We start from the raw sequence: 26,881 nt of genomic DNA on the forward strand, positions 1-26,881 counted from the left end.
GCTTTCCCTGCGCGATGCTGAGACAAGGCCCGCGCAAGAAGCGGCCATTGCATACCTCAAAGGGAGCCCGCGCGCCATGTCCGTCCATCCGTCCGAACCGCAATCCGATGCCGAGCCGATCGAGCAAGACGCCGGCGTCGATCTGACGCCCATCGGCGAGCGCGAGCGCTACGACGCGCTGATGCAGGTCATCCGCAACCGGGTGACAAGCCGCGCGTTCGATCCCGCCTGCACCGTACCGGACGAGCATTTCGAAATGATCCTTGATGCGGCCCGCCACGCGCCCTCGGGCGCCAATGCGCAGCCGTGGCAGTTCATCGTTGTCCGGGAGCAGGCGGTGAAGGACCAGATCGCTGCCTATTTCGTCGACGAGCAGCGGGCGCGGGCCAAACTCAAGATGAAGTTCCCCACGCCCGACTATCGCGGCCTGGCGGGTGCGCCGGGTTTCATCGTCGTGGTCTCGGATTTCCGCTGGGTGCAGGCGTTCCCGGTGCTCAAGGACGACGAGTCCGATCTCAACCGCATGTACAAGGAAAACGCCGAGCGCATCCTGCTGCAATCGGTGGCCGCCGCCACCATGTCGGCGCATCTGGCCGCCGCCGCGCTTGGTTACAACGTCTGGTGGGTCACCGCGATCGGCCAGGAGAACGCGCAGAAGGAAATGAAGCCGTTGCTCGGCATTCCCGAGGAGCTCTCGGTCCTCGACATACTCGCCTTCGGCCCGCCCGCCAAGCCGCCTTACAAGCGCTGGAAGAAGCAGCTCGGCGAGATCGTCAGTTGGGACCGGTTCAATCCCGAACACTTTATGTCCGACGCCGAGCTCGAGGACTGGATCAGGACCAAGCGCCACAAGGTGATGTTCCGCGACGCCAGCAAGGTGGATTGAGAGAGGTCGCCGCTCACTGCATCAGTGTCAGGCCGAGGAAAAGCCCGGCCGACAGTAGCGCCGCCGCCGGAACGGTGATGATCCACGCGGCGATGATGGTGGTGAAATGCGCGCGCCGCACCAGTTTGCGCCGCGAGATTTCTTCCGGCGCCTGGTAGTCGGAGTCGAGCGCGGTATCGGAATCGTTGCGCTTGGCGCGCAGGTAGTCGGCCCGGCGCTTGCTCTTGGCGGTGTAGTACTCGCGGAAGAAGCCGACGCCGAAGACCGCGCCCACGGCGATATGCGTCGAGGACACCGGCAGGCCGAAGGCCGAGGCGACGATCACGGTGATGGCGGCCGATAGCGCCACGCAATAGGCGCGCATCGGGTTCATCTTGGTGATCTGCTCGCCGACCATGCGGATCAGGCGTGGGCCGTAGAGAAACAGCCCGAGGCTGATGCCCGCGGCGCCGATCATCATCACCCAGACGGGAATCCCGACTTTGGCGACGATGTCGCCGGATTGCACCGCGTGCAGGATGGCGGCCAGGGGGCCTACGGCGTTGGCCACGTCGTTGGCGCCATGGGCGAAGGAGAGCAGGGCGGCGGAACATATCAAGGGAAGGTGGAAGAGCCTGCGCAGCGACTGGTTGCGGTTCTCCATCCCCTCGGACTGCCGGTGCACCCAGGGTTTCGCGATCGCCCAGCACAGTGCGAACGTGGCGACGCCAATGACGGCGATGGCCGTGGCGTCGGCCTTCCAGACCTTCTTCAGGCCCTTCATCGCCAGATAGCAGGAGAAGACGCCGGCCATGGTCGCCAGCAGCAGCGGCACCCACCGCCGCGCGGCGGCGATCTTGTCGTCGCGGTAGATGATGTTGGCCTTGATGAACGCCAGGAACAGCGCCGCGATGACACCACCGAGGACCGGTGAGATCACCCAGCTCGCGGCGATCATGCTCATCGTCGTCCAGTTGACGGCGCCGAAGCCCACGGCCGCAATGCCGGCGCCCATGACGCCGCCGACCACGGAATGGGTGGTGGAGACGGGCGCGCCGATCCAGGTGGCGAGATTGACCCACAGCGCGGAGGACAGAAGCGCCGCCATCATCGCCCAGATGAACGTCTGGCTGTCGGGCACCAGCGAGGGATCGATGATGCCCTTGGAGATGGTCGAGACCACGTCGCCGCCGGCCAGCAGCGCACCGGCGCTTTCGAACACGGCGGCGATGATCAGCGCGCCGGTCATGGTCAGGGCGCGCGAGCCGACCGCGGGACCGACGTTGTTGGCCACGTCGTTGGCGCCGATGTTCAGCGCCATGTAGCCGCCCAGCATGGCCGCGATGACGATGAACACGGCGCTGGTCTGCACGCCGGTCTGGCTGGCGGCGAAGGCGGCGGTGAGCGACAGGAACAGCAGCGCCAGACCGGGAGCGACGAGGCGCTGGGAGATCCTGCGCGCCGCGTATTCGACATGGACGATCTTGTCGAGATCCTTGTCCAGGGACGTCTTCTTGGAGTGCGCCTGAGGCAGCACGTCGGCGTCGGTCTTCAGCGTCATCAAGAGCCTCTTGCTTCTGGCCGGTCCAGTCCGCTCTGCGGCGGGTTTTCCCTGTGCGGTCCTTGGCTCCCCTGGGCGCATGCCCTGGAAATCCCTCCGCCTGCGACCGCGACCTGAACTCTCCAGGGCGGCCGGATCTGCGCACCGTCATAGAAGTGTGACGCGCTGATGACAAACCGTTCGTCGCCAAGCGGCAAAAAACGCGCGGAAAACCGGGAATTAGCCCGCAGAATTACGCATTGAGGGACGTGGGCGGGGAAAGGAGAGGCTCAGGCCGCTGGTTTGAAACCCGTGAGAATCGCCGCCAATTCGTCTTCCGACACCCGTTCGGCCGCCTCGGCCGGGGTCATCCAGCGACGCTCGCGTTCATGCTTCTCCGGCCACTTGTTCAGTTCGGTCAGAACCTTCAGCGGGAACACGCTGACGTGGCAGATGACATCGGGCTTCTTGTCCATCCGTTTGGTGTAGCGAAAGATGCCGATCGGGTCCTTGCCGATCTTGCCGCGCACGCCCGCTTCCTCATGGGCCTCGAGCAAGGCAAGCTTGTGTGGCGACATGCGCTTCTTCGGCCAGCCCTTGGGGATGACCCAGCGGCCGGTGTCGCGGCTGGTCACCAGCAGAATTTCCATGTCCCCGTTTTCGCGCAGGCGATAGGGCAGCGCCGCGTACTGGCGGGCATGCTTGAGCGACGAGCGCTGCGGCCGCATTGTTCCGGGTCTCAGCACGGCGGAGACGACTTTCAAGATTTCTGATCGTGTGTCGGTCAACGAAGTGCCTCGGATTGGCGCATTGGGCGAGGAACCGGATGCGAAAGGCGCATCGGGACGAGAAAATATCGGCCGCGACGACACGGCACGGCGCGTTCAGTGTGGCGGGCTGAACGACTCCAGGATCGTGGAGAGTTCAGCCTCTTCAACCATGCCGGCCGCCTGTGTCAGACTGATCCATGACCGTTGCCGCTCATCCATTTCCGGCCACTGGGCCAATACCATCTTTACATGCATGGGAAAGACCGCGACCCGGCATTGCACATCCGGGCGTCTTTCCATGCGTTTGACATAGTGGAAGTGGCCGATCGCCCGCTTGGCGATGGTGCCCTTCACGCCGGCTTCCTCGAAGGCTTCGAGCATCGCCAGCTTGTGCGGTGCCATGCGTTTCTTGGGCCAACCCTTCGGCAGGATCCAGCGTCCCGTGCCGCGGCTGGTCAGCAGCAGAACCTCGACAGTATCCTCAGCGACCCGGAATGGCAGCGCTGCATATTGTCTCTTCTGTTTCATACCGCTTGTGGTGTCGCCGGTTGTTGGTCCGGACCAATGGTTCCCCATCAAAGGCAGAGGGCCGCTGTGCGCCGCCGTTATGAAATACCGCAGCAGCGGGCGCATAGCTGACGCATCGTCACATACCGAAACTTCCAGCGCTTATCAATGCGCGTTGCCCTGTATCAGCCGCGATTCCTTGTTGCCGATCAAGGGTCAAAGGTCTGCCGGAGCGCGCCAGCCGCGGAATGTCCTAGAGCGTGATGCGGTAGCGGGCGAATCCGCGCGCGCCGTCGCCCGCCGGCTCGATCGCCACGCCCTTCACGTCGTCCATGAACGCCCGCGCCCCTGGCCCTGTTTCAAACAGCACGGTGGTGCCGGGCACCGGCGCGAAGGACCAGTTGGCGTCGGCTTCGGGATTGATGGTTCCACGGTCGACGATATAGCGCACGACCACGTCGCGGTTGGTGTCGGGGCCGACGAAGACCACGACATCGTCCTCGATGCCGGGAAAATGGCCGCCGCCGCCGGCGCGATAATTGTTGGTGGCGACGATGAAGGTCGCCCGCATGTCGATGGGCGCGCCATTGTGGCTGAGATTGACGATGCGATTGGCCTTGGGATCGGCCAGGCTGCCGTCGGCGCCGTATTTCGCCGGCTGCGTCAGGTCGATCTCGTAGGTCACACCATCGATGACATCGAAATTGTAGCTGGGGAAGTCCGCGTCGATGAGCATCTGGTCCGTCTTGCCCGGCGCGATCCGGTTGAAGATGCCGGCCGACATCTCCAGCCACTCTTTCACCATCGCGCCGGAGATCGCCACCGCGCGCACGGTGTTGGGGTAGAGGTAGAGATCGGCGACGTTCTTGATGGCGATGGGGCCCGGGGCGACGTCGGTGTAATAGTCCGGCCCGCCGCGTCCGCCGGCCTTGAAGGGGGCCGCGGCGGAGAGCACCGGCAGGCCCTCCCACTCGGTGCCCTTCATCATCTCGGTGATGTACCAGATCTGCGCGCGGGCAACGATCTGTACGGACGGGTCATCGGCCACCAGCGCGAAATAGGAATGCAGCGGCGCGGAAGTTCGGCCCACGGGCCGGCGCACATAGGCGAGCGTCGCCTCGTGATCGGCGCGCACGGCGTCGAGCACATCCTGCTCGCTGGTCACAAGCGGCTCGGCCTTGCGGCCGTCACGATGATAAATGCCGCGCGCTTCCGTGGTGAAGCTGGCAACCTTCCAGCGGCCGCCGTCCTGCTCGAGCATCAGATCGATAAGCCCGAGGTTGGAACCCCAGAAGCCGCCCATGGCGGCGGGTTTTCCGAACAGCGTTCCCGCCTGCGCGTCGACGCCGGGCAGATCGGCGAAATCCGGCCCCGGAAACACCAGGTGCTGGTGGCCGGTCATGATCGCGTCGATGCCGTCGATCGCCGCAAGATGAAGCGCCGCGTTTTCCATGCCTTCGGAATAGGCGGTGGCGTCGATGCCCGAGTGCGACAGCGCGATGATGATGTCGGCGCCGGCTTCCTTCATTTCCGGGACCCAGGCCTTGGCGGCCTGCACGATGTCGCGGGTCATCGCCCTGCCTTCCAGGTGGCGGCGGTCCCAGTTCATGATCTGCGGCGGCACGAAGCCGATGAAGCCGATCTTCACGAGATGAGCATTGCCGGCCCCGTCCGTGATCTGCCGGTCGATGAGCACGTAGGGCTTGAGAAACAGCTCGTCGTTGCGCGCCGAGGCTGACAGGGTGCCCTTGGAGAGATTGGCGCAGACGAACGGAAAATTCGCGCCGTCCAGCACCTTCAGCATGAAATCGAGCCCGTAGTTGAACTCGTGATTGCCGAGCGTCGAACAGTCAAAGCCCAAGACATTCATGCCCTTGATGACGGGGTGAATCTCGCCGTGCTTCATGCCGCGCTCATAGGCGATGTAGTCGCCCATCGGGTTGCCCTGGAGGAAATCGCCGTTGTCGACCAGCACGGAATTGGTGGCCTCGGCGCGGATCTGACGGATGTGCGCGGCGGTGCGGGCCAGGCCCGCAGTGTCGATCGGCTTGTCGGAATAATAGTCGTACGGAAAGACGTGAACGTGCAGGTCCGTCGTTTCCATGATGCGCAGATGCGCCGTGTTTTCGCGCGCCCGGGCCGAAAAGGGATGCATCAAGACACAGGCTCCGGTGGCGGCGGCTCCCGTCAGCAGGGCGCGGCGGGAGAACGAGATTCGTGGGTCCGGAGAAAGGATAGGCGATTCTTGCATGCAACCACTCCTCATCGGTGATTTTCAGTCCGGCGTCGACGGCGCGCGGCGCGCAGTTGTCCACGCCAGACAGCCGGCGGGCCGAGAGACCGCACTCCAAACTGTGCAGCCCGGTTATGACGCAGGTGTGGCGGCGCGAAGCGGAAATCGGGTTTTTGAAAAAGCAGATAGCAACGGCGGGGCCGGGATCGGGAGGCCGCCGCGATGCCGGCCGCCTCCCGTAGTTCGCATTCACATCAGACGGAGATATCGAGCTTGTTCCCGGTCCCCGGACCTGTGGGCGCGGAGCCCTCCGACGGAGCGGCTTGCGTCTCGGTTGTCTCGGTGGGTGGCGGCGCCTGCTTCGGCGTCTGCTGGGCGGTGGAGATTGAGGCCGAGGCCGACGATGCGAGTGAACTGGTCGCGCTTCCGATGTCCATGAGCTTTCCTTTGCTTTCCAAGCGATCCCCCGCACGGAAAATCGGACGCCGGTGCTTTCGCGCTCCTTAAGGCGCTGGTCACACTGATGCACGTTTGAGTGAGATCGCGTGATCGCCGGCGCGCTAATACGGCTTTCAAATTTCGCTGTATTCGACACGAATTCGCGATGGATTTGAGAAGATTTCGAGACGGATTTGAGATGCAGTTGAAGCGCCCGGAACCGTCTTCCAACGCATGCCGGAACGGATGCGGACGGCATGAGAGCGGGTCTTGTCCCCGCACTTCCGTCATCGCGTATCGTGCCGTTCAGATTGTGGCGCGTTTTAGAGTTGGTTCAGACCCGGAACGTCGATGCCGAAGGTCAGCGCCAGCAGGACGAAGTTCAGCGCCGGCCGGGAGCGTCGACGGCGACGGCGCGGTGCTGGGTCAGCCCGGAATGCAGGAACACCGCGTGCGGCATGACGGTCGCGCCGATGACGCCGAAGGCATGGAGCAACACGTCAGCGCCGAGACGCTGGAGGCGATGCGCCGGTTCTCTGTTACCAAGGGGCGCTGAAGGAATGCACCCGGCCGTCGGTGATCGGGAACCTGCGGCCGGGACGGCTCACAGCAGCAGCGCGTCGGCACGGGCGCGACGGTGCTCGGCATCCTGAGCCAATTGTCCGAAGATGTCGGTGAGATCCGCGCCGTCGATGGCGAGCGGGTCCTTGACGCGCGCGTCCCAGCGCGGGCTCTGGCCGGGCCCGCGCTGTTGGTATATGGGAGAAATACGGGGCCGGCCTGGAAAGAACCGGTTTGTCAGCGTGCGGCGGCGCAGCGGCGTGACGTCGCTGTGGCGGTGGTCACGCTCCACGCTGTGGAAAATCGTGTCGACCGCGTCCGCGAGACCTTCAAGAGTCTGGAAGTAGTATCCGTCCGCCATCAGAAGCGCACCGGAGACGTCATTCAGTGCGTTGCGCTGACGGGCGCTGGCGAGGATGCGTTTGAGGCGCAGTCGTCGGAGGAGCACGGATCGCCGATCGCGACGGCGCGGCTCCTGAAGCACAATTGGATGGCGGGCATGACGAACTCCGGAAGAATCCCGCGTCCCGGTGGCGCCGGTCCGCATGGTGTCGCGCAGGGTGATCGCACCGCGGGCGTCCGAAATACATCGTGAAAAACCGAGGGACAGCTCCGGCGGAGTGATTGAGAGTTTAGGCGGGTTTTTCGAAAAGCGCAGGATCGTACTGTTTCGTAGGAGGGACTGCGTGCAGCCGCCTCTGGCAGCCCGCTTGCCGCCTTCCCATGTTCTGCCTGAACACAAACACCATGCGCGCGGCGCTCCGTCGCCGGATGGGACATTGACCGCGCGCAATCCGCGGTTAGTTTACGCGGCACCGAACTGGCATGCCAGCGCGAGCGGGCGTGCAGGACAACAGGCTCGGGCAACAGGCCGGGCGAAAGCCGGACGGCTGCGCGAGCCGGTGACAGGATGAAACGGGAGAAACGATGGCCGATGTGACCAAGGAACAGGTGCTTGACGCCCTGCGCAGGGTGAAGGGGCCGGATCTGGAAGGCGACCTGGTGTCGCTGGGGCTGGTGTCGGACGTGTTCGTCTCCGACGGACGGGTGGTGTTCTCCATCACCGTGCCGGCCGAACGCGCGCAGGAGCTTGAGCCTTTGCGTCAGGCCGCGGAAAAGGTGGTCGCGGACCTTCCGGGCGCCGGCAAGGTCATGGTTGCCCTGACGGCGGAAAAGAAGGCCGGGCAGGGCGCCGCGTCCCAGCCGTCCGGACAGGCGCGCCCCGCGCCGTCGAAGGCGCAGATGGGCGCCGTACCGCCGCCGATGGCCGCGCGCGGACACAGTCACGCTCAGGAACAGCCCGCCGACAAGCCCGGCGTGCCGGGCATCGGAGCGATCATCGCGGTCGCTTCGGGCAAGGGCGGTGTCGGCAAGTCGACGTCGGCCGTCAACCTGGCGCTGGCGCTGCAGGCCAACGGACTGAAGGTCGGCGTGCTGGACGCCGATATCTACGGTCCCTCGATGCCGCGGCTGCTGCACATCACCGGCCGTCCCGAGCCGGTGTCGGGCCGCATTCTCAAGCCGCTGGAGGGTTACGGCCTCAAGGTCATGTCCATGGGCTTCCTGGTGGATGAGGAAACGCCGATGATCTGGCGCGGACCGATGGTCATGTCGGCGCTCACCCAGATGCTGCGCGAGGTCGCCTGGGGCGAACTCGACGTGCTCGTCGTCGACATGCCGCCGGGCACGGGCGACGCCCAGCTGACCATGGCGCAGCAGGTGCCGCTGGCCGGCGCGGTGATCGTCTCGACGCCGCAGGACCTGGCGCTGATTGACGCGCGCAAGGGGCTGAACATGTTCCGCAAGGTCGATGTGCCGGTGCTCGGCATCATCGAGAACATGAGCTACTTCCTGTGCCCCTCCTGCGGCGAGCGTTCGGACATTTTTGGCCACGGCGGCGCGCGCAACGAGGCGGAGAAGCTCGGCGTGCCGTTCCTGGGCGAGGTGCCGCTGCACATGGACATCCGGTCGAAGTCGGACGCCGGCACGCCGGTGGTCGTCTCCGATCCCGATGGACCGCACGCCAAACTCTACCGCGAGATCGCCACCAAGGTCTGGGCGGAGGTTGAACGCAACCGCGAGGAGACGGCCCACGCCGCCCCTGCGATCGTCTACGAATAGGCACGACGGGGGCATCGCACGCGGTGCCCTTTCGCGCTGCACCCGACTCGATTTCCGGCGTGGCGCGCTGCCGCCGCGGATGAACGCGCGCCGAAATCGTTCCGATCACCTATTTGTGTCCAAGCGCCGATCCCCCATTCCCGCTATTCCATGCGCGGCAGCGTCATTGCCGGCGATGCGCCATGCAATTTTGTGCGAAAAACGATGTTTTGCGCATCCAAAGTTGAATTAGATCAAAATTCACGCCAGATCGCATAGCATGACCTGTTTTCGCGGTAATCGACCGGCGTTCGGCTATCGAACAAGTGGATGGCGCTGTACAGAATCGCAATTTTCTGGCGTCCATCAGTAATAATAAAACTGGAGTATTATATTCAACTTATTGCATTGTACGCATTCCGACAAAACTACTTTGACGATGGGTCAGGCTGCTGCAGCGCGAAAACAAAAACAATTGCACGGTGTTGAAATACGTGCGTAAATCTCCGCAATAAGACCAATGGAGCGAAGATGGCCGAACCTGCATCTGATCGCCGAGCAACCGAAGAAGATGTGACCCGGGCCCAGATTTACGGGCTTTTAGCGGGTCTGCTCGCGGCGCCGGCGGATGCGTCCACCCTCAAGAGCCTTGCGCAATTGCCCGGTGACGAATCGCAGCTGGGCCAGGCTCTGGGCGCCTTGTCGCGCGTGGCCGCCGGTGCGCGCGATACGGACGTGGCGCGCGAGTACCATGATCTGTTCATCGGAGTGGGGCGCGGCGAGCTGCTGCCCTACGCGTCCTACTATCTGACGGGATTTCTCAACGAGAAGCCGCTCGCCAAGTTGCGCGGCCGCATGGCCGAGCTCGGCATCGAGCGCGACCCGTCGGTCAAGGAGCCCGAGGATCATGTCGCCGCCGTCATGGACATGATGGCGGGCTGATCACCGGAGGCTTCGGGCCCATCCTGGATCTGTCGGGACAGAAGGCCTTCTTCAAGGCGCATGTCATTGCCTGGGCTCCTCATTTCTTCCGCGATCTGGAAGCGGCCGGCGGCAGCCGGTTCTACGCGCCTGTCGGCGCGTTGGGCCGGGTATTTCTGGAGATAGAAGCCGCAGCGTTCGACATGGTCGAATGATCGCGGCCGACTGGCCGGCGCCGGACCCTTCAGAAGGTGTCCCGGATGGCCGGTTTCGATGGGAGGCCGCTCGGTTTCCCGAAACGAGAGGGAATGCTGGATCCAGCGTTCCGCAGCAGGAGGATAGAGGATGTCTGACACAGCGAACGATCACAAGACGGATCGTCGCGGCTTCCTCAAGCTTGCCGGACTCGGCACGGTCGCCGGTGGTGCGGCCGTGGTGACGGGCGGCGGTGTGGAGGCGGCGGAAGCCGTCGAAACGAAGTCGGGCGGTTACCGGCTCACGGACCACGTGAAGCGGGTCTACGAGACGTCGCGCTTCTGATCCGAGCGGGTGCCGCGGGCGGTGCGAGCCGCCGCGGGCCCAGGACAAAGCGCGTGACCGGCATCCCGGCGGACATTGTGTCCGCGCCGGCTGAACCGGGGAATTCAGGGGCACTGTCGTCGTCCGCGAAGGAAATCTCCTTGGAAGGATTTCCGGATCGCGGCTCAAGAGGCGACGGGCAATAAAATGGGAGAGAGCGAATGCTCAGGAAGAAGACGAACGGGGTTGCGCGAGGCCCCGCTTGTCGTCTGCCCTTCAAGAGCTGACGAACGGCGCCATCGACAGGCGCGCATTTCTCCGTCGTTCAGGCCTGACCGTTGGCGGTATCGCCGCGGTGAGCCTGTCCAGCGGGATGGTGCGCAAGGCGGAGGCCGCGGGGCCTGCGACCGGCAAGGTCGATGTGATCAAATCCGTGTGCACCCACTGTTCCGTGGGCTGTACGGTTCTGGCGGAAGTCCAGGACGGTGTGTGGGTCGGCCAGGAGCCGGGCTTCGACAGCCCGTTCAACCTGGGTTCGCACTGCGCCAAGGGCGCATCGGTGCGCGAACACGCCCACGGCGAACGGAGGCTGAAGTATCCGACCAAGCTGGTCGGCGGCAAATGGGAACGCGTGTCCTGGGATCAGGCGATCAACGAGATCGGCGACACGATGATGTCGATCCGCGACACCGCCGGACCGGACTCGGTCTATTGGCTCGGTTCCGCCAAGCATTCCAATGAGCAGGCCTATCTGTTCCGCAAGTTCGCCGCCTTCTGGGGCACGAACAACGTGGACCACCAGGCCCGTATCTGTCACTCGACGACCGTCGCAGGTGTTGCCAACACCTGGGGTTACGGCGCGATGACGAACTCCTACAACGACATCCACAATTCGCGTGCGATCCTGATCATCGGCGGCAATCCCGCCGAGGCGCATCCGGTTTCCCTTCTGCACGTCCTCAAGGCGAAGGAAGAGAACAACGCGCCGCTGATCGTCTGCGACCCGCGCTTCACGCGCACGGCCGCCCACGCCAGCGAATATGTGCGCTTCCGCCCGGGCTCCGACGTTGCCCTGGTCTGGGGCATCATGTGGCACATCTTCGAGAACGGCTGGGAAGACAAGGAATTCATCCGCCAGCGCGTCTGGGGCATGGATGAGATCCGCGCCGAGGTCGCCAAATGGACTCCGGAAGAGACCGAACGGGTCACCGGCGTTCCCGGCTCGCAGATGCGCCGCGTCGCCAAGACGCTGGCCAACAACCGTCCCGGCACCCTGATCTGGTGCATGGGCGGCACCCAGCACACCAACGGCAACAACAACACGCGCGCCTATTGCGCGCTGCAGTTGGCGCTTGGCAACATGGGCAAACCCGGCGGCGGCACCAACATCTTCCGCGGCCATGACAACGTCCAGGGCGCCACCGATCTGGGTGTGCTTGCGGACACGCTTCCCGGTTACTACGGCCTGGCCGAGGGCTCCTGGAAGCATTGGTCGCGCGTCTGGGATGTGGACTTCGAGTCCATGAAGGCACGCTTTGCCGTCGTCAAGGACACGGACGGCAAGGACAAGTCGATGATCACCGCGACCGGTATTCCGGTGTCGCGCTGGATCGACGGCGTGCTGGAAGACAAGGACAAGATCGACCAGCCGGACAACGTCAAGGCGATGGTGTTCTGGGGCCATGCCCGAACTCCCAGACCCGACTGCCGGATATGAAGGAGGCGATGGAGAAGCTGGAGCTTCTCGTGGTCGTCGATCCCTATCCGACCGTCTCGGCGATCCTCTCCGACCGCACCGACGGCGTCTACCTGCTGCCGGCGGCGACGCAGTTCGAGACCTACGGCTCGGTCACCGCGTCCAACCGTTCGCTGCAGTGGCGCGACAAGATCGTCGAGCCGCTGTTCGAGAGCAAGCCTGATCACACGATCATGCATATGTTCGCGGAGAAATTCGGCTTCGCTGACGAGATGTTCAAGCACATCGAGGTCAACGACGGCGAGCCGCTGGTCGAGGACATCACCCGCGAATTCAACCGCGGCATGTGGACCATCGGCTATACGGGCCAGTCGCCCGAGCGGATGAAGCTGCAGATGGCCAACCAGCACACCTTCGACCGGACCACGCTGTTGGCCAATGGCGGGCCGTGCGACGGCGAGTATTACGGTTTGCCGTGGCCGAGCTGGGGCACGCCGGAGATGAAGCATCCCGGCACGCCGATCCTCTACGATCCGTCCAAATCGGTTGCTGAAGGTGGCCTTACCTTCCGCGCCCGGTTCGGTGTCGAGCGCAATGGCGACAATCTGCTCGCCGAAGGCTCGTGGTCTGCCGGTTCGGAAATCGAGGATGGCTATCCCGAGTTCACCATGGCCATGCTGCAGGAGCTTGGTTGGGACAAGGATCTGACCGCCTACGAGCGGCGCACGATCGAATGGGTCTCGGGCCTGATCGACAAGCGGCCGAGCGCCGAGGAAGTCGGCGAGACCTCCCAGACCGGCGACATTCCGTCGGACTACACTGCCAAGGTCGGCGGCGTGAACTGGAAGACCGACCTGTCGGGCGGTATCCAGCGGGTGGCGATCAAGCATGGCTGCGCACCATTCGGCAACGCCAAGGCGCGCACCGTGGTGTGGACCTTCCCGGATCCGGTGCCGTTGCATCGCGAGCCGCTCTACACCAACCGGCGGGACCTGCTCGACAAATACGCCACCTACGAGGACAAGCAGGCCTGGCGTCTGCCCACCGCCTACAAGTCGATCCAGGAAATCGACTATTCCAAGGACTTCCCGATGATTCTGACGTCGGGCCGTCTGGTGGAATACGAGGGCGGCGGCGACGAGACCCGCTCCAATCCGTGGCTGGCCGAGCTGCAGCAGGACATGTTCTGCGAGATCAATCCGGGCGATGCCAACGATCTGGGCATTCGCGACGGCGAGATGATCTGGCTGCACGGTCCCGAGGGCGGCAAGGTCAAGGTCATGGCCATGACGACCGAACGGGTCGGCAGGGGCGTCGCCTTCATGCCGTTCCACTTCGGCGGTCATTTCCAGGGCGAGGACCGGCGGTCCAAATACCCCGCGGGCGCTGACCCGTATGTCCTGGGTGAGTCGTCCAATACGGCTCAGACCTACGGCTACGATTCAGTCACCCAGATGCAGGAAACCAAAGCCACGCTCTGTCGTATCGAGCGGGCCTGAGGGAGGAAAAACGCATGGCACGGATGAAATTCCTGTGTGACGCGGAGCGCTGCATCGAGTGCAATGCCTGTGTCACCGCCTGCAAGAACGAACATGAGGTGCCCTGGGGCATCAACCGCCGGCGCGTCGTCACCATCCAGGACGGCAAGCCGGGTGAACGGTCGATCTCGGTCGCCTGCATGCATTGCTCGGACGCGCCCTGCATGGCGGTGTGCCCGGTGGATTGCTTCTACCAGTCGGACGAAGGCGTGGTGCTGCACTCCAAGGACCTGTGCATCGGCTGCGGCTACTGCTTCTACGCGTGCCCCTTCGGCGCGCCGCAGTATCCGCAGGCGGGCAACTTCGGCTCGCGCGGCAAGATGGACAAGTGCACCTTCTGCGCCGGCGGCCCGGAGGCCGACAATTCGTCCGCCGAGTTCCAGAAGTACGGACGCAACCGGCTGGCCGAGGGCAAGCTTCCGCTATGCGCGGAAATGTGCTCGACCAAGGCCCTGCTTGCGGGCGACGGCGACGTCGTCTCCGCGATCTACCGCGAGCGCGTTGTCGCCCGCGGCTTCGGATCCGGCGCCTGGGGCTGGGGCACCGCCTACGAGCAGAAGGCCGGCGCGTTCTAAAAGCGGAACACGCCTGCTCACGACACCGCGCGAGGCGGCCCCAGCGGATTTCGGGGCCGCCTCGCCGACGACTGTGGCTGAACGAACGGACCGCGCGGCGCGACGTGCGCAGGCCGGTGCGGCAAGGTCCGGCGCGGGCTGCGGTTCTTGCGATTTCGCGCGGCGGCGGTATGCTTCCCTAACGGTATGAGCTACCCGGCGGGCAGGCGTTTCGACGCCAGCCTCAGGGACGCGAGTGTCCGGCGCTTCACAGGACCGGCGCACGTGAGCGCGCGGCGCATCGGGGATGCGTGAACCGGACGTGGTTCACGGCCGCACAAAAGTCACCAGACCAGACAAGGACGTGAACGATCAGATGGGTGTTGGACGGAGTGTGATGGCCGGTTTCCTGGTGGCGGTGTTCGCCCTGGGACTGGCGGGCTGCAGGGAGTCCGAACAGGACCGGCCCTTGACCTATGAGCCCGGTGTCTACGGCGGCAAGCCCGACACGGCGCTGACGGACGAACAACGGCGCGAGCTTCAGCATCGCGGCCTGAACCAGAAATTCTGAGCCTGTTGCCGCGGCGCGGACGCCATCGCGTCCTCACGAGCCGCAGGCATGACGGGACGAGAGGCCGGTTTCAGGCCCTTAGGAGAGATCTCATGGATCGGACCATTTCCATTTCGGCGGCGTTGAAACGGGCGTTGCGTCCGGGCGCGACACTTTTGATCCTATCCGTGCTGGCTCTCGCGGCGCTGCCGGCGGGCGCCGAGCGGGCGTTCGCGCAGCCTGCCAGTGTTCCGCAGGCGCTGCAGCAGAGCCCCGAGCAGGGGCAGGTGCCCGGCGACACGCTCGGCACCGCCTCGGATGCGGAACTGTGGCGCGCGGTGCGCGGCGGCCTGCAGGGCACGGTGTCGATTCCCGACAAGAAGGCCGGCCAACTGATCCAGTCGGAGGGCGACAACTGGCGTGCGTTCCGCAACGGGCCGCTGGCCAACTACGGAGCCTGGGCGCTTCTCGGCATCGTCGTGCTGTTGGCACTGTTCTTCGCGCTGCGCGGCCGCATCCGCATCGAGCACGGAAAATCAGGCGTCACGATCACCCGCTTCGCGACGATCGAACGCATGGGCCACTGGCTGCTCGCGGTATCATTTCTCATTCTCGCCGTCACCGGGCTGAACGTGCTTTACGGCCGCTACGTGCTGTTGCCGGTGATCGGAGACAGCGCGTTCTCGGCCATTACGCTGTGGGGCAAATATCTGCACAACTATCTCGCCTTCGCCTTCATCGCGGGGCTGGTGATGGTCCTCGTCATGTGGGTGCGGCACAACATCCCCAACCGGCTCGACCTGATCTGGCTGATGAAGGGCGGCGGGCTGTTCTCCAAGAACGTTCACCCCGACGCGCACAAGTTCAACGCGGGTCAGAAGATCATCTTCTGGTCGGTGATCCTGGGCGGCGCATCGGTTGCGGTCTCGGGCTGGGCGCTGCTGTTTCCCTTCACCACGAGCCTGTTTTCCGACACCTTCGCGCTGATCAACACGGTGGCCGGAACCGAGCTGCCGACGCCGCTGGCCGCCATTCAGGAGCAGCAGCTTGCAGCCTTGTGGCACTCCATCGTGGCGCTGGCGCTGATCTGCATTGTCATCGCGCATATCTATATCGGCACCGTCGGCATGGAAGGCGCGTTCGACGCCATGGGGTCCGGCGAGGTCGATCTCAACTGGGCCCGCGAACACCACAATCTGTGGGTCGAGGATGTGACCGAACGCGAGGCAAACACCGGCGCCGCGCAGCCGGCCGAGTAGCGGGACGCGAGAACCGCGGCGCGCGCTTTCACGGCGCGCGCCTCGCGGATTGTTTCATCCCGGGGGCGCCCGTTTCGGGAACGTGTCGGGTATGTCATGGCGCTGATCGACAAGCATGCTGGAATCCTTCGCAACACACTGAGCGCGCTTCGCATCGTCCTTGCCGGGACAGCGGCGGGCCTTTGCGTGTTGCTGCCTCACACCGCCGGCGCCTGGCCGGACAAGCTCGCGGGCCATGGCGGTCCGGTGAAGTCCATCACCCTGTCGGCCGACGGCGGCCGCGCGCTGTCGGGTTCCTTCGACTACGCCATCATCCTGTGGCGGATCGAGGGGGACGAGGCGGTCATCGAGAAGCGGCTCATCGGCCATGACGCGGCGGTGAACGACGCGGCCTTCGCCGGCGACAACCGCGCGGTTTCCGTGTCCGACGACGGCTCCTTCGCCATCTGGGACCTGGCGCGCGGTGAAATCGCGAAGCGTTTCGAAGGCACGGGCGACAAGGTCCTCGATGTGGCGGTCTCGCCGGACGGACGTTATGCGGCGACGGCGTCCTGGGACCGCAAGGCGCGGCTCTATGATCTGGACGCGGCGCGCGAGATCGCCGTGCTGCAGGGCCACCGGGGTAACGTCAACACCGTGGGGTTCTCGCCTGATGGGCGGAATCTCTTCACCGGGTCGTATGATGGCACGATCCGCATGTGGGACGCGCCTTCGGGCCGCTTCGTGCGGCAGATCTACAGTCACGGCTGGGGCGTCAACGTGCTCAGGCCGCTGCCGGACAATGCGCATCTCGTGTTCGGCGGCATTGACGGCGCGCTCGGGTGATCGACGTGACAAGCGGCGAGCTCGCCAAGGTGCTGCCCAAACACGAGCGCCCGGTGCTGTCTCTGGCCTTGTCGGATGACGGCAAGATGGCGGCGAGCGGCGGCGGCGACGGCAAGATCCAGGTGTTCTCGACCGTCGACTGGGCGCTGGAGGAAAGCTTCGAGAACCCTTACGGCCCGGTCTGGGGACTGGCGATCACGCCCGACAGGCCCGATGCGCCGGACACGCGGGTGACGTTCTACGCCGGGCTCGACGATTTTGTCGCCACATGGCAGATCGCGCCGCGCAAGGCGTTCGAGCCGGTGGACGTCACCGTGCCGCGCCGGTTCCATCAGGGCGCGGGCGACGATCTGGGAGAACGGCAGTTCGCCCGCAAATGCAGCGTCTGCCACACCCTGACACCGGATGACGCCAACCGCGCCGGCCCGTCGCTCTACAAGGTGTTCGGCCGCAAAGCGGGCACGCTGCCGGGCTATCACTATTCGCCGGCGCTCGAGGACGCTACCATCGTCTGGAGCGAGGAAACCATCGCCCGGCTGTTCGATGAAGGGCCCGATGTGGTGACGCCCGGATCGAAGATGCCGATGCAGCGTATCCGCACCCGCGAGGAGCGTGACGCCCTGATCGCCTTTCTCAAGCGGGCGACCGAGACGGGTCGCGCGCTGAATTCCGAAAACCGTACAAACTGATACCAACTCTACTGGAAGCTTGGAGCACATACGCCATGAAGGCATTCGTTTTGGGTCTGGCTGCGATGGCGGTGATCGGCATTGGCGCCTGGGCCATTCTGTCCTTGGAGATGGATTTCTCCTCTTCCGCCGTCTACCAGTCCGACCATGGCTCGGTGCGCTTGTCGCCGGGGATGGGAGAGCGGCCCGGTGCCGACTGACAATCCCTCGAGATTGCGGGGAGCGGGAAAGCGCGTCTGGACCATCGCGGCGGCCCTCACGCTGTGCCTGTGCGCGCCGGCGGGCGCCTTTGACCAGTCCATGGTCTCGGCCGTCGCCAAGGCGCGGCAAAGCGTGGTCTCCGTTCTGCCCGACTGGCCGCAAGACGCCGGCCGGGTCGAGGAGCCGGAAGGCTCCGGCGTCGTGGTCGGCGATGGGCGCACCGTACTTACGGCCAATCATGTGATCGGATCGGCGCGGACGCTGCGCATCCGCCTGGAGAATGGCGATGTGATGCCGGCGGAACTCGCCTTTCGCGATGTGGAAACCGACGTCGCCATCCTGACAATCGCGAGCCCCTTGCCGCCGATCCTGCTTGCGCGGGACGGCGATCCGGAGCCGGCCGAACCCGTCTGCGCCATCGGCAACGCCTTCGGATTGGGGCTTTCGGTCAGCTGCGGGGTGGTCTCCGCCATCCATCGCGCCGGCGCCGGCTTCAATCCGATCGAGGATTTCGTGCAGACCGACGCCAGCGTCAATCCCGGCGCCTCCGGCGGCGCGCTGGTCGATGCGCAGGGCCATCTCGTCGGGTTGCTCTCGGCGATCTTCACCAAGGGCACGGATGCGGACATCGGCGTGAATTTCGCGGTCTCTGCGCCGTTGCTCGCCGCTCTGCTGCGCCAATACGACGAGCATGATGCGATCGCGCATCTGCGGCTCGGCGTGGTGCTGCAGAGCGAGCCGCAGCCAGGAACCTCGGGACCGGCCGGATTGCGGGTGCTCCGGGTTGAAGCCGGCTCCCGCGCGGAGCGGGCAGGGCTTGCCGTGGGCGATCTGGTCACCGCCGTCGGGCCGGTGCGGGTTGCCGCGATCGAGGGTCTGCGGGGGCTTCTTGCGCGGTCTGACGGGCAGGGCGCGCTGAGCCTTGTGCGCGACGGCGAGACGGTGCGCGTGCCCTTGGGCGGTCTTCTCGGGCCCCCACGGTGAGCGTGCCGCTTGCCGGGTGCGCGGTCGCAAACAGCGGGAATAAATGCCGCGGGGCGCGACGCGCCGTCCTGAATGCCGTATAAGACGAAAACGGTTCGGGAGCGCGCTCCCGGCGCCACAAGAACCATACCGGACGGGAGAAAACGATGAACGACGAAGCCTCCAACATGTCCATGCGCAAGTTCCTCAAGCAGGTCGGCGTGACGTCGCAGCAGGCGATCGAACGCCAGGTGCGCGAAGGCGGCATGACCAGCGGAAAGCTCAAGGCGAAGGTCGTGCTGACCATTGAGGGAACGGATCTCACCCACGTCGTTGAGGGCGAAATCGACCTCGGCTGAATGATGAGGACGGCATCCGGTGCCGTTCGCCTGACGGCGCCCCGTGACGGCGCCCCGGGATGGCACCCGTGTCTGGTCCTGCGTGTTTGAAGTGAAGTCCTGAACGTGAATCTCCCCGATCCTGTTTTCCCGCCCTTGATGTCCGGCCACTCGGTCAAGGCGCCCGTGCAGCCCTTCGCCCACGCCTGCGCGCAAGCCGCCGCGGGCGCGCTCGGCGCGGGGACGTGGTCTGGGCGCGCAATCTCGACCGTCTGCAACTGGCCGTGGTGCTGGAGCCTGACGTGGAGCGGGTCCGCGCCCGCGAGATGTTGTTCGTGGCCATGGTGGCGCTGGGCGACAGTCTCGGCGCGCTGGCGCCGCCCGAGGTGGCGATCACCTGGAGCTGGCCGTGCACCGTCCATGTCAACCGCGCGCGGCTGGGCGCCATGGAACTCGCCATTGCGCCGGACGAAGACGAGAACGGCGCGCCCGCATGGATGGCCGTCGGCATGGATTTGCCGATCCGGCCGGATCCGAAAGGCCCGGAGCCCGGTTTCTCCATGGACCGCACCACGCTGTATGACGAAGGCTGCGTGGAGCTGGACCGCACCATGCTGATTGAATCCTATTGCCGGCACCTGCTCACCTGGATCCATACCTGGAGCGAGGAGGGGTTTCGGCCCGTGCATGAAGCCTGGATGTTCCGCGCCAACGGCCGTGGCGAGAGCATTGGCGTTGTCTACGAGGGCGCCGAGGTGACGGGGCGCTTCCTGGGTCTTGACGATCACGGCAACATGCTTCTCAACGCCGATGGCGGCACGACGCTTCTGCATGTCGAGACGGCGCTGGGGGCGTCGTCCGGCCTGGCCGAAGCGAAGGAGTAGACGTTTGCCGAAATTTCTTCGCACGATCCGTTTCGACAATTCCGACGACCATGTCTTCGAGCGCGCGGCCGGCTCCGGCGAATGGGCGGTGCCCGGCGGTTTCGTCTTTTCCGGTCTCGAGCAAGCCGCCATCACCGGCAAGGTGAAACAGGCGTTCTCAAACGGCTTCCTGTCGCTCGACAGCTTTTCGCATGCCACTTTCGTGACCATCGGCGAGACGGATGCCGAGACAATCATGTCGTTGTCCCTGCGGCTGGCGGATCATTTCGTCGCCGCCTATGGGGCGCCGGATCGCGGCGCCGCGCTGCCGATCGCCCGCGGCGAGATCGATTTCGCCTGCGAACTGGCCAACGGCCAGCCGGTGAACACGGTGCTGGCGATTGTCCGCTCCTTCGATGACGAAGGCGGCATCCACGAGGAATACCGCACGGTCTCCATGCCCGGCGAGGCGCCGCACGCGCGTGTGTGGGACGTGGAGGAAGATGGCGATGCGTGAGTTCTGGAAATCAGCCGGCATGCATCTGCTGGAGCTCGACGGCAGCGGCTGGCTGAAAGTGACGCCGGACTATCTGCGCGCCTATTACACCCGGCCGGAAATCCACCCCGTGGAGGACTCCTGCGCCGCCGAGCAGCACCTGTTCGAAAAGCTGATGGCCGATCCGATGGCGGCGGTGGACGCCTCCGAGATCAGCGCGATTGCGGATCCGGACGCCGCGGAAAACTACCGCTTCATCCTGGGGTTCCGCGATTTCCTGGTGAAGCACGGCACCATCGAGGCGGCCTACGCGGCGCTGTTCGCGGGCGAGGAGAACATCACCATTCCGCCGATGTTCATCGACCAGATGGTGCATCTGATCGCCCGCAACATCCTGCGCAAGGTGGCCGATCCGATGCGCCTGCGCGCCGGCGAGCTGCTGTTCCGCGACCAGTCGGTCTCCACCGACGAGGGGCAGTTGATGCTGGCGGACGCGGAAATCGTCGAGATGATGTCGGAGACGGGCGGCATGGGCGGTCTCGGCGCGCTGCTGATGGAGGCGGGCACGCCGACGCGCGAAGTGGCGCTCGATGTGCTTGACGACGACAACAAGGAAATCTACTGGGCGCGCTCCGACCGGTTCGACACGGCCGTTGATTTCCGCTTCACCCAGCCCGCGCTCGACGCCTTCGCGCGGGTGCTGGAGTCCTGGGTGCAGCATTTTCACCAGACCCGTGTCCGAATCCAGCCGGTGCAGTCGATCAAGGACCCGCACTGGTCATGGCATGTGGGACTGGACGCGGAGGCCACCCGCATTCTCAACGCGCTCTATGAAGGCACGCCGCTGACGGATTCCGAACAGTCGCGCATCGTGGCGCTGTTCCGCATGGATTTCGAGGAGCGCGGCGACGTCATCGACACCATGAAGGGCAAGCCGGTGTGGCTGGGCATGGCGTTGGGGCCGGGCAACATTCTCAAGGTCAAGCCGCAGAACCTGTTGAAGAACCTGCCGCTGAAACGGCTGTCGTGAACGGGCTCGCCAATGCGGCGCTTCGCGCGGTAGGTATGATGGGGCTTGCGCGGAGTCGCGCGGCCCGATCCATTTTTTCCGTGTTTTCCACGCCCTGCCGGCCCGGCGCCGGTCTTGAGCGCTGTCTGGATGTCCAATGACAAAGCTGAGCCCCAACACAATCGGCATCATCGCGATGCTGTTCAGCTCCATGGGGTTCATCTTCAATGACGCGCTGATCAAGCTGGCGGCCGAGCAACTGCCGCAGGGCGAGGCGATCTTCCTGCGTGGCGCCTTTGGCATCACCTTCATGACGCTGGCCGCCTGGTACACCGGGGCGCTGGCCAACATGCGTCAGGTGATCCGCCCCTCCGTCGGCCTGCGGGTGCTGGGCGAGACGGTGGCGACGGTGTTCTATCTCGCGGCGCTGTTCCGCAGTCCGATTGCCGTCAACACGGCGATCCTGCAGGTTCTGCCGCTGCTGGTCACCGCCGGCTCGGCGATCTTTCTGCATGAGGTCGTCGGCTGGCGGCGCTGGACGGCGATCGCGGTCGGCTTTTGCGGCGTGCTGCTGATCGTCCGCCCCGGCCTGGAAGGCTTCACCATCTGGTCGCTCAGCGCGCTGCTGGGGGTGTTCTTCATGGCGTTGCGCGACCTGTCGACCAGGCGGATTCCCGCGCATGTGCCGACGTTCTCGGTGGCCCTGGCCTCCATCACCGGCACGACGCTTGCCATCGGCGCGCTGATGAAGCCCTTCGAGGTGTGGATCATGCCCGACCTGGTGACGCTGGCCTATCTGGCGGGCGCGGCGCTGTTCATTCTCGTGGGTTTCGTCAGCGTCATCATCGCCATGCGGACGGGCGAGATCTCCGTGGTGGCGCCGTTCCGCTACTCGATCGTGCTGTGGGCGATCCTGCTGGGCATCGTGATCTGGGGAGAGTACCCCGATCCTGCGACACTGGCCGGCATCACCATCATCATCGGCACCGGGATCTACACCTTCGTCCGCGAGCGCAAGGCCCGCGCCCAGGCGGCCCGAGGCTGAATTGAAAAAGGCCGGCGCCGGCGCTGCTGTCCGTGGAGCCGGTGGCGCCCTCGTTGGCGTTGCGCGCGATTTCCGCGGTCACCACGTTCTGTTCCTCGACCTCCGTCATAAAGCCAGATAAAGGGTCTGCCGCCGTGGAATTCTCCCGCCGGACAATGCATTTCTCGCCATTGACCGCAGTTGGCCCTGAGCGGAAATCCGGCCAAAATTACCGGACCGGGGTTTCGTCGCGGCACATATCAATGAATGCGCGTAACGGTGTCGATGTGAAGCGGCTTGGATAATAGAGGCGCGGTCCTTCGTGCTCGGCCCACCAGTCGGGCAATACCGGAACCAGAGTCCCGGCACGGAGGTCATCATCAAGCCAGTTGCGGAACGTGCCGATAATGCCCAGTCCGGCTTGGGCGTAGCTCAGTCCCGTGTTCAATGCGCTTACGCTTAGAATGAGTCGCGTCAACGGCTTGACGTTTTCCGTTTTGTCTCCGTTTCGCAACGCCCAGGGAACAAGCGGTCCGCCGGGCAGGCCATATCGGATCGCATAATGGTGCGTCAGTTGACGTGGGGTCTCAGGGAGGCCGTGCTTCTCGATGTAGAATGGCGCCGCCGCAAGCGCCAGCTGCTGCACGCGAGGACCGATTGGAACGGAAATCATATCCTTCTCGACGGACGCGCCGTAGCGGATGCCCGCGTCGCATCCTGCCTCAATGATGTCGACGAGACTGTTCTCCATAACGATCTCGACCTCCACGGTCGGATGTCTGCGTTGGTATTCCACGATAAGGGGCGGCAGGATGTCCGGCATGACCGCACCTGGAACGTTCAGTTTCAGGCGCCCTTTTACGACGTCTGCCGAGTGCACCGTTTCTACACAAGCCGTCTCCATTTCGGTCATCAGAGGCTGTATGCGGCTTGCCAGGACCTGGCCTTGTTCCGTTGCCCGAACGCTCCGGGTGGTTCGCAGGAGAAGCGGCACGCCGAGTTGCTTCTCGATCCGGGAGACCGTCGTGCTGACCTTCGATGGCGCAATCCCCAGCCGTTTTGCGGCAGCCCGGAACCCTCCTTCGTTCAGCACTGTCAGGAACACCTGCAGGTCGTTCGGAGAGACATTGTTCTTCATAGAGAACAGGCTATTCGAGATTCAGCGGATTATCAATAAAACGGCCTGCAACTAGGTTGATTGCAACAGCCGCCTGTCCGGACAGGACTCTTACTCAAAGGAATTCAGCGATGCTCATCGTTACGGGAGCCTCTGGCAAACTCGGCCGCAAGATCGTCGAAAACCTGTTGCGTCATGTGTCAGCCAGGGAGATCGGTGTCAGCGTGCGTGATCCGAACAAAGTTTTGGATATGGCGGCAAGCGGGGTGCGCGTGCGCCAGGGCGATTTCAGTGACGCCGCCAGCCTGCGTCATGCGTGGGCCGGTGCAAAACGACTTCTCCTAATTTCCTCCAACGCCGCTGCAACAGGTGGCAACCCGTTGGCGCAGCACGCCACCGCCATAAGCGTCGCACGCGAAATTGGCGTTGAACGCATCTTCTACACAAGTCAGGTATCCAGTTCGGCTACGTCTTATTTTCCGCCTGGCCGTGATCATGCCGCGACAGAGGCCATGCTGGCCGAGTCGGGTATTGCCTGGACAGCAATGCGTCACGGTTTCTACGCGGCAAGTGCGCTGATGATGAACAAGCGTGGTTTCCACACGGGCAAGCTGGAAGGTCCTGAAGACGGCAAGGTTGCATGGACGACGCATGACGACCTCGCGGCCGCCGACGCTGCGCTGCTCGTCGGGGACGCGGCGATCGACGGCCCGACAGCGCCGCTCACCGGAAGCGAGTGCCTGGACCTTGCCGATCTTGCGCGTGTCGCAGGAGAACTTCTGGGCGAGCCCATTTCAAGGACGGTGGTGAGCGAAGAGGATGTGAAAGCGAATGCGCAGGCCGCAGGGATTCCTGATGGGGCAGTAGCGGTGATGCTGGGATATTACCGCGCAGCCCATGCGGGAGAGTTCGCGGCAACTGATCCTGCACTTGCTAAAATACTGGGATGCGCACCCGAGAACATGAGGACATTTCTGAAGAGGAACCTCTAATGCGGCTCTCTTTTTATAATAGCGGGCAACTGGGTTAAGTCCGCTGTTGACGCAATGCGACCGAAGCGCCGCTTTACGGCGATTGTGGTTTTATTCGCCAATTCACGATCATCCAACCGAGGTGGGATCAGTACATCGCCTAAGCATCGGACGGGCGGCGCTGCAAAGCAAAAGGCCGGCGCTGAACGCCGGCCATGGTTGCTTGCGAGCGCTTCGTCCGCGGCTTCAGGCGGCGCGGATGGTCATCAGGAAGCGGCTCAATTCTTCCTGCAGCAGCGCGGACTGCTGCGACAGGGTGCCGACCGTGCCGATCACCTGTTCGGCGCTGGCGCTGCTGTCGGTCGCCGCCTGGCTCACATCGGAGATATGGGCCGAGATGTCCGTGGACCCTGTCGCGACCTCATTGGCGTTGCGGGCGATTTCCGCGGTCACCGCGTTCTGTTCCTCCACCGCCGAGGCGATGCCGCTGATCTGCTCGTCGATGCGCGCGATGGCCTTGACGACCGCGAGGATGGCGTCCGACGTCAGCGCCGATCCGTTTTGCATCTCGCCGACCTGCTGGCTGATGTCCTCTGTCGCCTTGCCGGTCTGGGTGGCGAGCATCTTCACTTCCGAGGCGACAACCGCGAATCCCTTGCCCGCTTCGCCGGCGCGCGCCGCCTCGATGGTGGCGTTGAGCGCCAGAAGGTTCGTCTGGTCGGCGATGTCGCTGATCAGCCGGACCACCTCATCGATCTTCTGCGCGGCGGCGGACAGCCCCTCGACCGTCTCGCTGGAGGTCCGGGCCCGATGGGTCGTGGTCGTGGTCTCCTGCATGGCGTTGGAGACCTGACGGCTGATTTCCTCGATCGAGGCCGAGAGTTCGACGGAGGCCGAGGCCACCGTCTGGACGTTGGCCGAAGCCTGTTCCGCCGCCGCCGCCACCGCGCTTGCGCGCTGCGAGGTCTGGGTGGCGTTGGCCGCCATGCCGTGCGCCGTGGTTTCCAGTTCGGCGACGGCGCCGGCGATGCGGTCCGAGACCGACTTCACGGTCCGTTCCAGCTCATCGGCCAGCCGCATCGTCGCGTCGCGCTTTTCCTCCTCGATGCGGATTTCCTCTTCCTTGGCTTCCTCGCGCAGGCGCTTCATCTCGATGGTGTTTTCCTTGAAGCGCTCGAAGGCCACGGCCACCTGGCCGATCTCGTCATGGCTGCGCACGTCCAGTTGAACGTCGGTGTTGTCCTTGGCCAACTCGTCGAGCGCTCCGGCCACCTTGCGCAGCGGGGTTGAGATGCAGTTGCGCGACAGAACCAGCGAGAGCATCACGCCCAGCACCAGCGAGACGACGGACACCATGGCCAGTTGTCTGATGCCGCTGTGTTCGTGCTCTTCGGCAAGCTGTGCCGAGGCCAGCGTGAAGCCCGCGAGATTCTCCGACAAGGCGATCAGCTCGTGATCGAGTTTCTCCTCCTCCACGACGATCTGCTCCGCGAGCGTTTCCGCTTCCGCGATCCTGCCGTCGTTGATCATGCCAATGACGGCGTAGACATGTTCGTCGTAAGCGGCGTGTTCGGTCTCGATCTGTTTGAGGCTAGCGAGCACGGCCTTGAATTCGTTGGTTTCCTTCACGCTGACCGAATGCGAGAGCGCTTCCTCGGCCATTCTCTCGGCCGCTATGATTTCGGCCTCGACCTTCTTCGCAAGCGTCTCGAAACTCTTCTCCACATCACCCAACCGGTTCCTGGCGTCCGGCGCGTTGATGTTCCCAAAGCGCAGCATGCGCTCGAGCATCAGCGCCTGCTCAAGCTGGTGGGTGGTGACCCGGTTGACCGCTCCGCTGAGAGGAATGTCCTTCTCGGCGATCGACTCGAGTTCCTGACCGATACTGTCCATCTTGAGAATGCCGATGGTGGCTACAACGATTGTCGCCGTACTGATCAGGGCGACCAGGCCCAATATTTTCGTCGAGACGGAACGTATCTTGATCAGGCCAGCCATGGAACCAATCATCTTCTTCCTCGTCCTGTGAGAGAGGCATTTCGGGCGAAATGCGTAAAGTGAATATGAGCGAATTATTCGATTCAGGGGCGAGCGCAGGGCGTTCGCTCCGTTTGTTTGTAGATTTCCCGTCTCGATATTTTTTACATTGCTGATGAGATTGTATTTTGTGTGCGACTTTATTGAAATGTCGACTGGGCGATTAAAATGAATATTCGCTAACATACAATTAATCATTCGTTTACGAACAAATACATAGAGGTGTGGAAAATTGAATAGAATTTGCGAAGCGACATTTAGTTGCGAGGTCAAGGAGTGCCGCCTTCCGGCGGTTGA

25 protein-coding genes and 2 pseudogenes are annotated in these 26,881 nt (G+C 64.1%); 18 read left to right on the plus strand and 9 right to left on the minus strand.

From position 1 onward, the window contains the following. Positions 1 to 76: 76 nt before the first annotated feature. On the plus strand, positions 77 to 886 hold the full coding sequence (locus D1F64_RS08715) for a nitroreductase family protein (RefSeq protein WP_117412125.1): 810 nt from the start codon (positions 77 to 79) through the stop codon (positions 884 to 886). A gap of 13 nt (positions 887 to 899) precedes the next feature. Here D1F64_RS08715 and D1F64_RS08720 read toward each other — a convergent pair whose 3' ends face one another. From D1F64_RS08720 to D1F64_RS08750, 7 genes and pseudogenes are all read right to left on the minus strand, one after another. Then, a complete protein-coding gene (locus tag D1F64_RS08720; RefSeq protein WP_117412126.1) occupies positions 900 to 2,426 on the minus strand; it encodes an inorganic phosphate transporter in 1,527 nt (508 codons plus the stop codon). A 269-nt stretch (positions 2,427 to 2,695) separates the two neighbouring features. Continuing rightward, on the minus strand, positions 2,696 to 3,133 hold the full coding sequence (locus D1F64_RS08725; RefSeq protein ID WP_117412127.1) for an NUDIX hydrolase: 438 nt from the start codon (positions 3,131 to 3,133) through the stop codon (positions 2,696 to 2,698). 156 nt (positions 3,134 to 3,289) lie between these two features. Then, positions 3,290 to 3,808, minus strand: coding sequence for an NUDIX hydrolase (locus tag D1F64_RS08730; RefSeq protein WP_248304673.1), 519 nt, complete (start codon positions 3,806 to 3,808; stop codon positions 3,290 to 3,292). Positions 3,809 to 3,935: 127 nt separating this feature from the next. Further along, positions 3,936 to 5,933 (minus strand): bifunctional 2',3'-cyclic-nucleotide 2'-phosphodiesterase/3'-nucleotidase, encoded by a 1,998-nt coding sequence (locus tag D1F64_RS08735; RefSeq protein WP_117412129.1) that lies wholly within the window; start codon positions 5,931 to 5,933, stop codon positions 3,936 to 3,938. A gap of 236 nt (positions 5,934 to 6,169) precedes the next feature. Then, on the minus strand, positions 6,170 to 6,352 hold the full coding sequence (locus D1F64_RS08740) for a hypothetical protein (RefSeq protein ID WP_162901426.1): 183 nt from the start codon (positions 6,350 to 6,352) through the stop codon (positions 6,170 to 6,172). Positions 6,353 to 6,768: 416 nt separating this feature from the next. Beyond that, positions 6,769 to 6,840, minus strand: a pseudogene (locus D1F64_RS25375) (hypothetical protein); the annotation flags it as partial. 117 nt (positions 6,841 to 6,957) lie between these two features. After that, complete coding sequence (locus tag D1F64_RS08750) at positions 6,958 to 7,362, minus strand: BLUF domain-containing protein (RefSeq protein ID WP_162901427.1); 405 nt, start codon at positions 7,360 to 7,362, stop codon at positions 6,958 to 6,960. Positions 7,363 to 7,841: 479 nt separating this feature from the next. Between D1F64_RS08750 and apbC the strand changes: the two genes are divergently transcribed. The 16 genes and pseudogenes from apbC to D1F64_RS08820 all read left to right on the plus strand — a co-directional run bounded on the left by apbC (position 7,842) and on the right by D1F64_RS08820 (position 22,480). After that, positions 7,842 to 9,035: an iron-sulfur cluster carrier protein ApbC gene (gene apbC, locus D1F64_RS08755; RefSeq protein WP_117412132.1), complete on the plus strand. Its 1,194-nt coding sequence runs from the start codon at positions 7,842 to 7,844 to the stop codon at positions 9,033 to 9,035. Between the two features lie 510 nt (positions 9,036 to 9,545). Continuing rightward, positions 9,546 to 9,956, plus strand: coding sequence for a molecular chaperone TorD family protein (locus D1F64_RS08760; RefSeq protein WP_248304675.1), 411 nt, complete (start codon positions 9,546 to 9,548; stop codon positions 9,954 to 9,956). A gap of 324 nt (positions 9,957 to 10,280) precedes the next feature. Continuing rightward, positions 10,281 to 10,475 (plus strand): twin-arginine translocation signal domain-containing protein, encoded by a 195-nt coding sequence (locus D1F64_RS08765; protein WP_117412133.1) that lies wholly within the window; start codon positions 10,281 to 10,283, stop codon positions 10,473 to 10,475. Positions 10,476 to 10,752: 277 nt separating this feature from the next. After that, positions 10,753 to 13,649 (plus strand): annotated as a pseudogene (locus D1F64_RS08770) (formate dehydrogenase subunit alpha); the annotation flags it as partial. A 14-nt stretch (positions 13,650 to 13,663) separates the two neighbouring features. Beyond that, positions 13,664 to 14,263 carry a formate dehydrogenase FDH3 subunit beta gene (fdh3B, locus tag D1F64_RS08775; protein ID WP_117412134.1) on the plus strand — a complete coding sequence of 200 codons (600 nt, stop codon included), beginning with the start codon at positions 13,664 to 13,666 and terminating at the stop codon, positions 14,261 to 14,263. Between the two features lie 376 nt (positions 14,264 to 14,639). Continuing rightward, positions 14,640 to 14,813, plus strand: coding sequence for a hypothetical protein (locus tag D1F64_RS23235; protein ID WP_162901428.1), 174 nt, complete (start codon positions 14,640 to 14,642; stop codon positions 14,811 to 14,813). A gap of 92 nt (positions 14,814 to 14,905) precedes the next feature. Beyond that, a complete protein-coding gene (locus D1F64_RS08780) occupies positions 14,906 to 16,051 on the plus strand; it encodes a formate dehydrogenase subunit gamma (protein ID WP_117412135.1) in 1,146 nt (381 codons plus the stop codon). Between the two features lie 96 nt (positions 16,052 to 16,147). Next, positions 16,148 to 16,876 carry a WD40 repeat domain-containing protein gene (locus tag D1F64_RS08785; protein WP_117412136.1) on the plus strand — a complete coding sequence of 243 codons (729 nt, stop codon included), beginning with the start codon at positions 16,148 to 16,150 and terminating at the stop codon, positions 16,874 to 16,876. Then, positions 16,873 to 17,565, plus strand: coding sequence for a c-type cytochrome (locus tag D1F64_RS08790; RefSeq protein WP_117412137.1), 693 nt, complete (start codon positions 16,873 to 16,875; stop codon positions 17,563 to 17,565). Before D1F64_RS08785 ends, D1F64_RS08790 begins: the two co-directional genes overlap by 4 nt. 35 nt (positions 17,566 to 17,600) lie before the next feature. Next, positions 17,601 to 17,765 (plus strand): hypothetical protein, encoded by a 165-nt coding sequence (locus D1F64_RS23240; protein ID WP_162901429.1) that lies wholly within the window; start codon positions 17,601 to 17,603, stop codon positions 17,763 to 17,765. Then, entirely contained in the window at positions 17,755 to 18,750 is a 996-nt protein-coding gene (locus D1F64_RS08795; RefSeq protein ID WP_162901430.1) for a trypsin-like peptidase domain-containing protein, read from the plus strand. Before D1F64_RS23240 ends, D1F64_RS08795 begins: the two co-directional genes overlap by 11 nt. Before the next feature lie 146 nt (positions 18,751 to 18,896). Beyond that, on the plus strand, positions 18,897 to 19,088 hold the full coding sequence (locus D1F64_RS08800) for a DUF6494 family protein (RefSeq protein WP_117412139.1): 192 nt from the start codon (positions 18,897 to 18,899) through the stop codon (positions 19,086 to 19,088). A gap of 224 nt (positions 19,089 to 19,312) precedes the next feature. Beyond that, on the plus strand, positions 19,313 to 19,951 hold the full coding sequence (locus tag D1F64_RS08805; RefSeq protein ID WP_162901431.1) for a biotin/lipoate--protein ligase family protein: 639 nt from the start codon (positions 19,313 to 19,315) through the stop codon (positions 19,949 to 19,951). 4 nt (positions 19,952 to 19,955) lie between these two features. Continuing rightward, complete coding sequence (locus D1F64_RS08810; protein WP_205470704.1) at positions 19,956 to 20,447, plus strand: DUF6505 family protein; 492 nt, start codon at positions 19,956 to 19,958, stop codon at positions 20,445 to 20,447. Continuing rightward, the gene (locus D1F64_RS08815) at positions 20,440 to 21,456 is read left to right on the plus strand and encodes a DUF6352 family protein (protein WP_117412141.1); all 1,017 of its coding nucleotides are present in this window, start codon (positions 20,440 to 20,442) and stop codon (positions 21,454 to 21,456) included. Before D1F64_RS08810 ends, D1F64_RS08815 begins: the two co-directional genes overlap by 8 nt. A 136-nt stretch (positions 21,457 to 21,592) precedes the next feature. After that, the gene (locus D1F64_RS08820; protein WP_117412142.1) at positions 21,593 to 22,480 is read left to right on the plus strand and encodes a DMT family transporter; all 888 of its coding nucleotides are present in this window, start codon (positions 21,593 to 21,595) and stop codon (positions 22,478 to 22,480) included. Positions 22,481 to 22,688: 208 nt separating this feature from the next. Here the strand turns inward: D1F64_RS08820 and D1F64_RS08825 are convergent, their stop codons facing one another. Then, a complete protein-coding gene (locus D1F64_RS08825; protein ID WP_117412143.1) occupies positions 22,689 to 23,597 on the minus strand; it encodes a LysR family transcriptional regulator in 909 nt (302 codons plus the stop codon). Positions 23,598 to 23,707: 110 nt separating this feature from the next. Here D1F64_RS08825 and D1F64_RS08830 point away from each other — a divergent pair, with 110 nt between their 5' ends. Continuing rightward, positions 23,708 to 24,568: an NAD(P)H-binding protein gene (locus tag D1F64_RS08830; RefSeq protein ID WP_117412144.1), complete on the plus strand. Its 861-nt coding sequence runs from the start codon at positions 23,708 to 23,710 to the stop codon at positions 24,566 to 24,568. Between the two features lie 225 nt (positions 24,569 to 24,793). Here the strand turns inward: D1F64_RS08830 and D1F64_RS08835 are convergent, their stop codons facing one another. Then, on the minus strand, positions 24,794 to 26,545 hold the full coding sequence (locus D1F64_RS08835; RefSeq protein ID WP_205470706.1) for a HAMP domain-containing methyl-accepting chemotaxis protein: 1,752 nt from the start codon (positions 26,543 to 26,545) through the stop codon (positions 24,794 to 24,796). Between the last annotated feature and the right edge of the window lie 336 nt (positions 26,546 to 26,881).

Source organism: Breoghania sp. L-A4 (assembly GCF_003432385.1).
Classification (GTDB): domain Bacteria; phylum Pseudomonadota; class Alphaproteobacteria; order Rhizobiales; family Stappiaceae; genus Breoghania.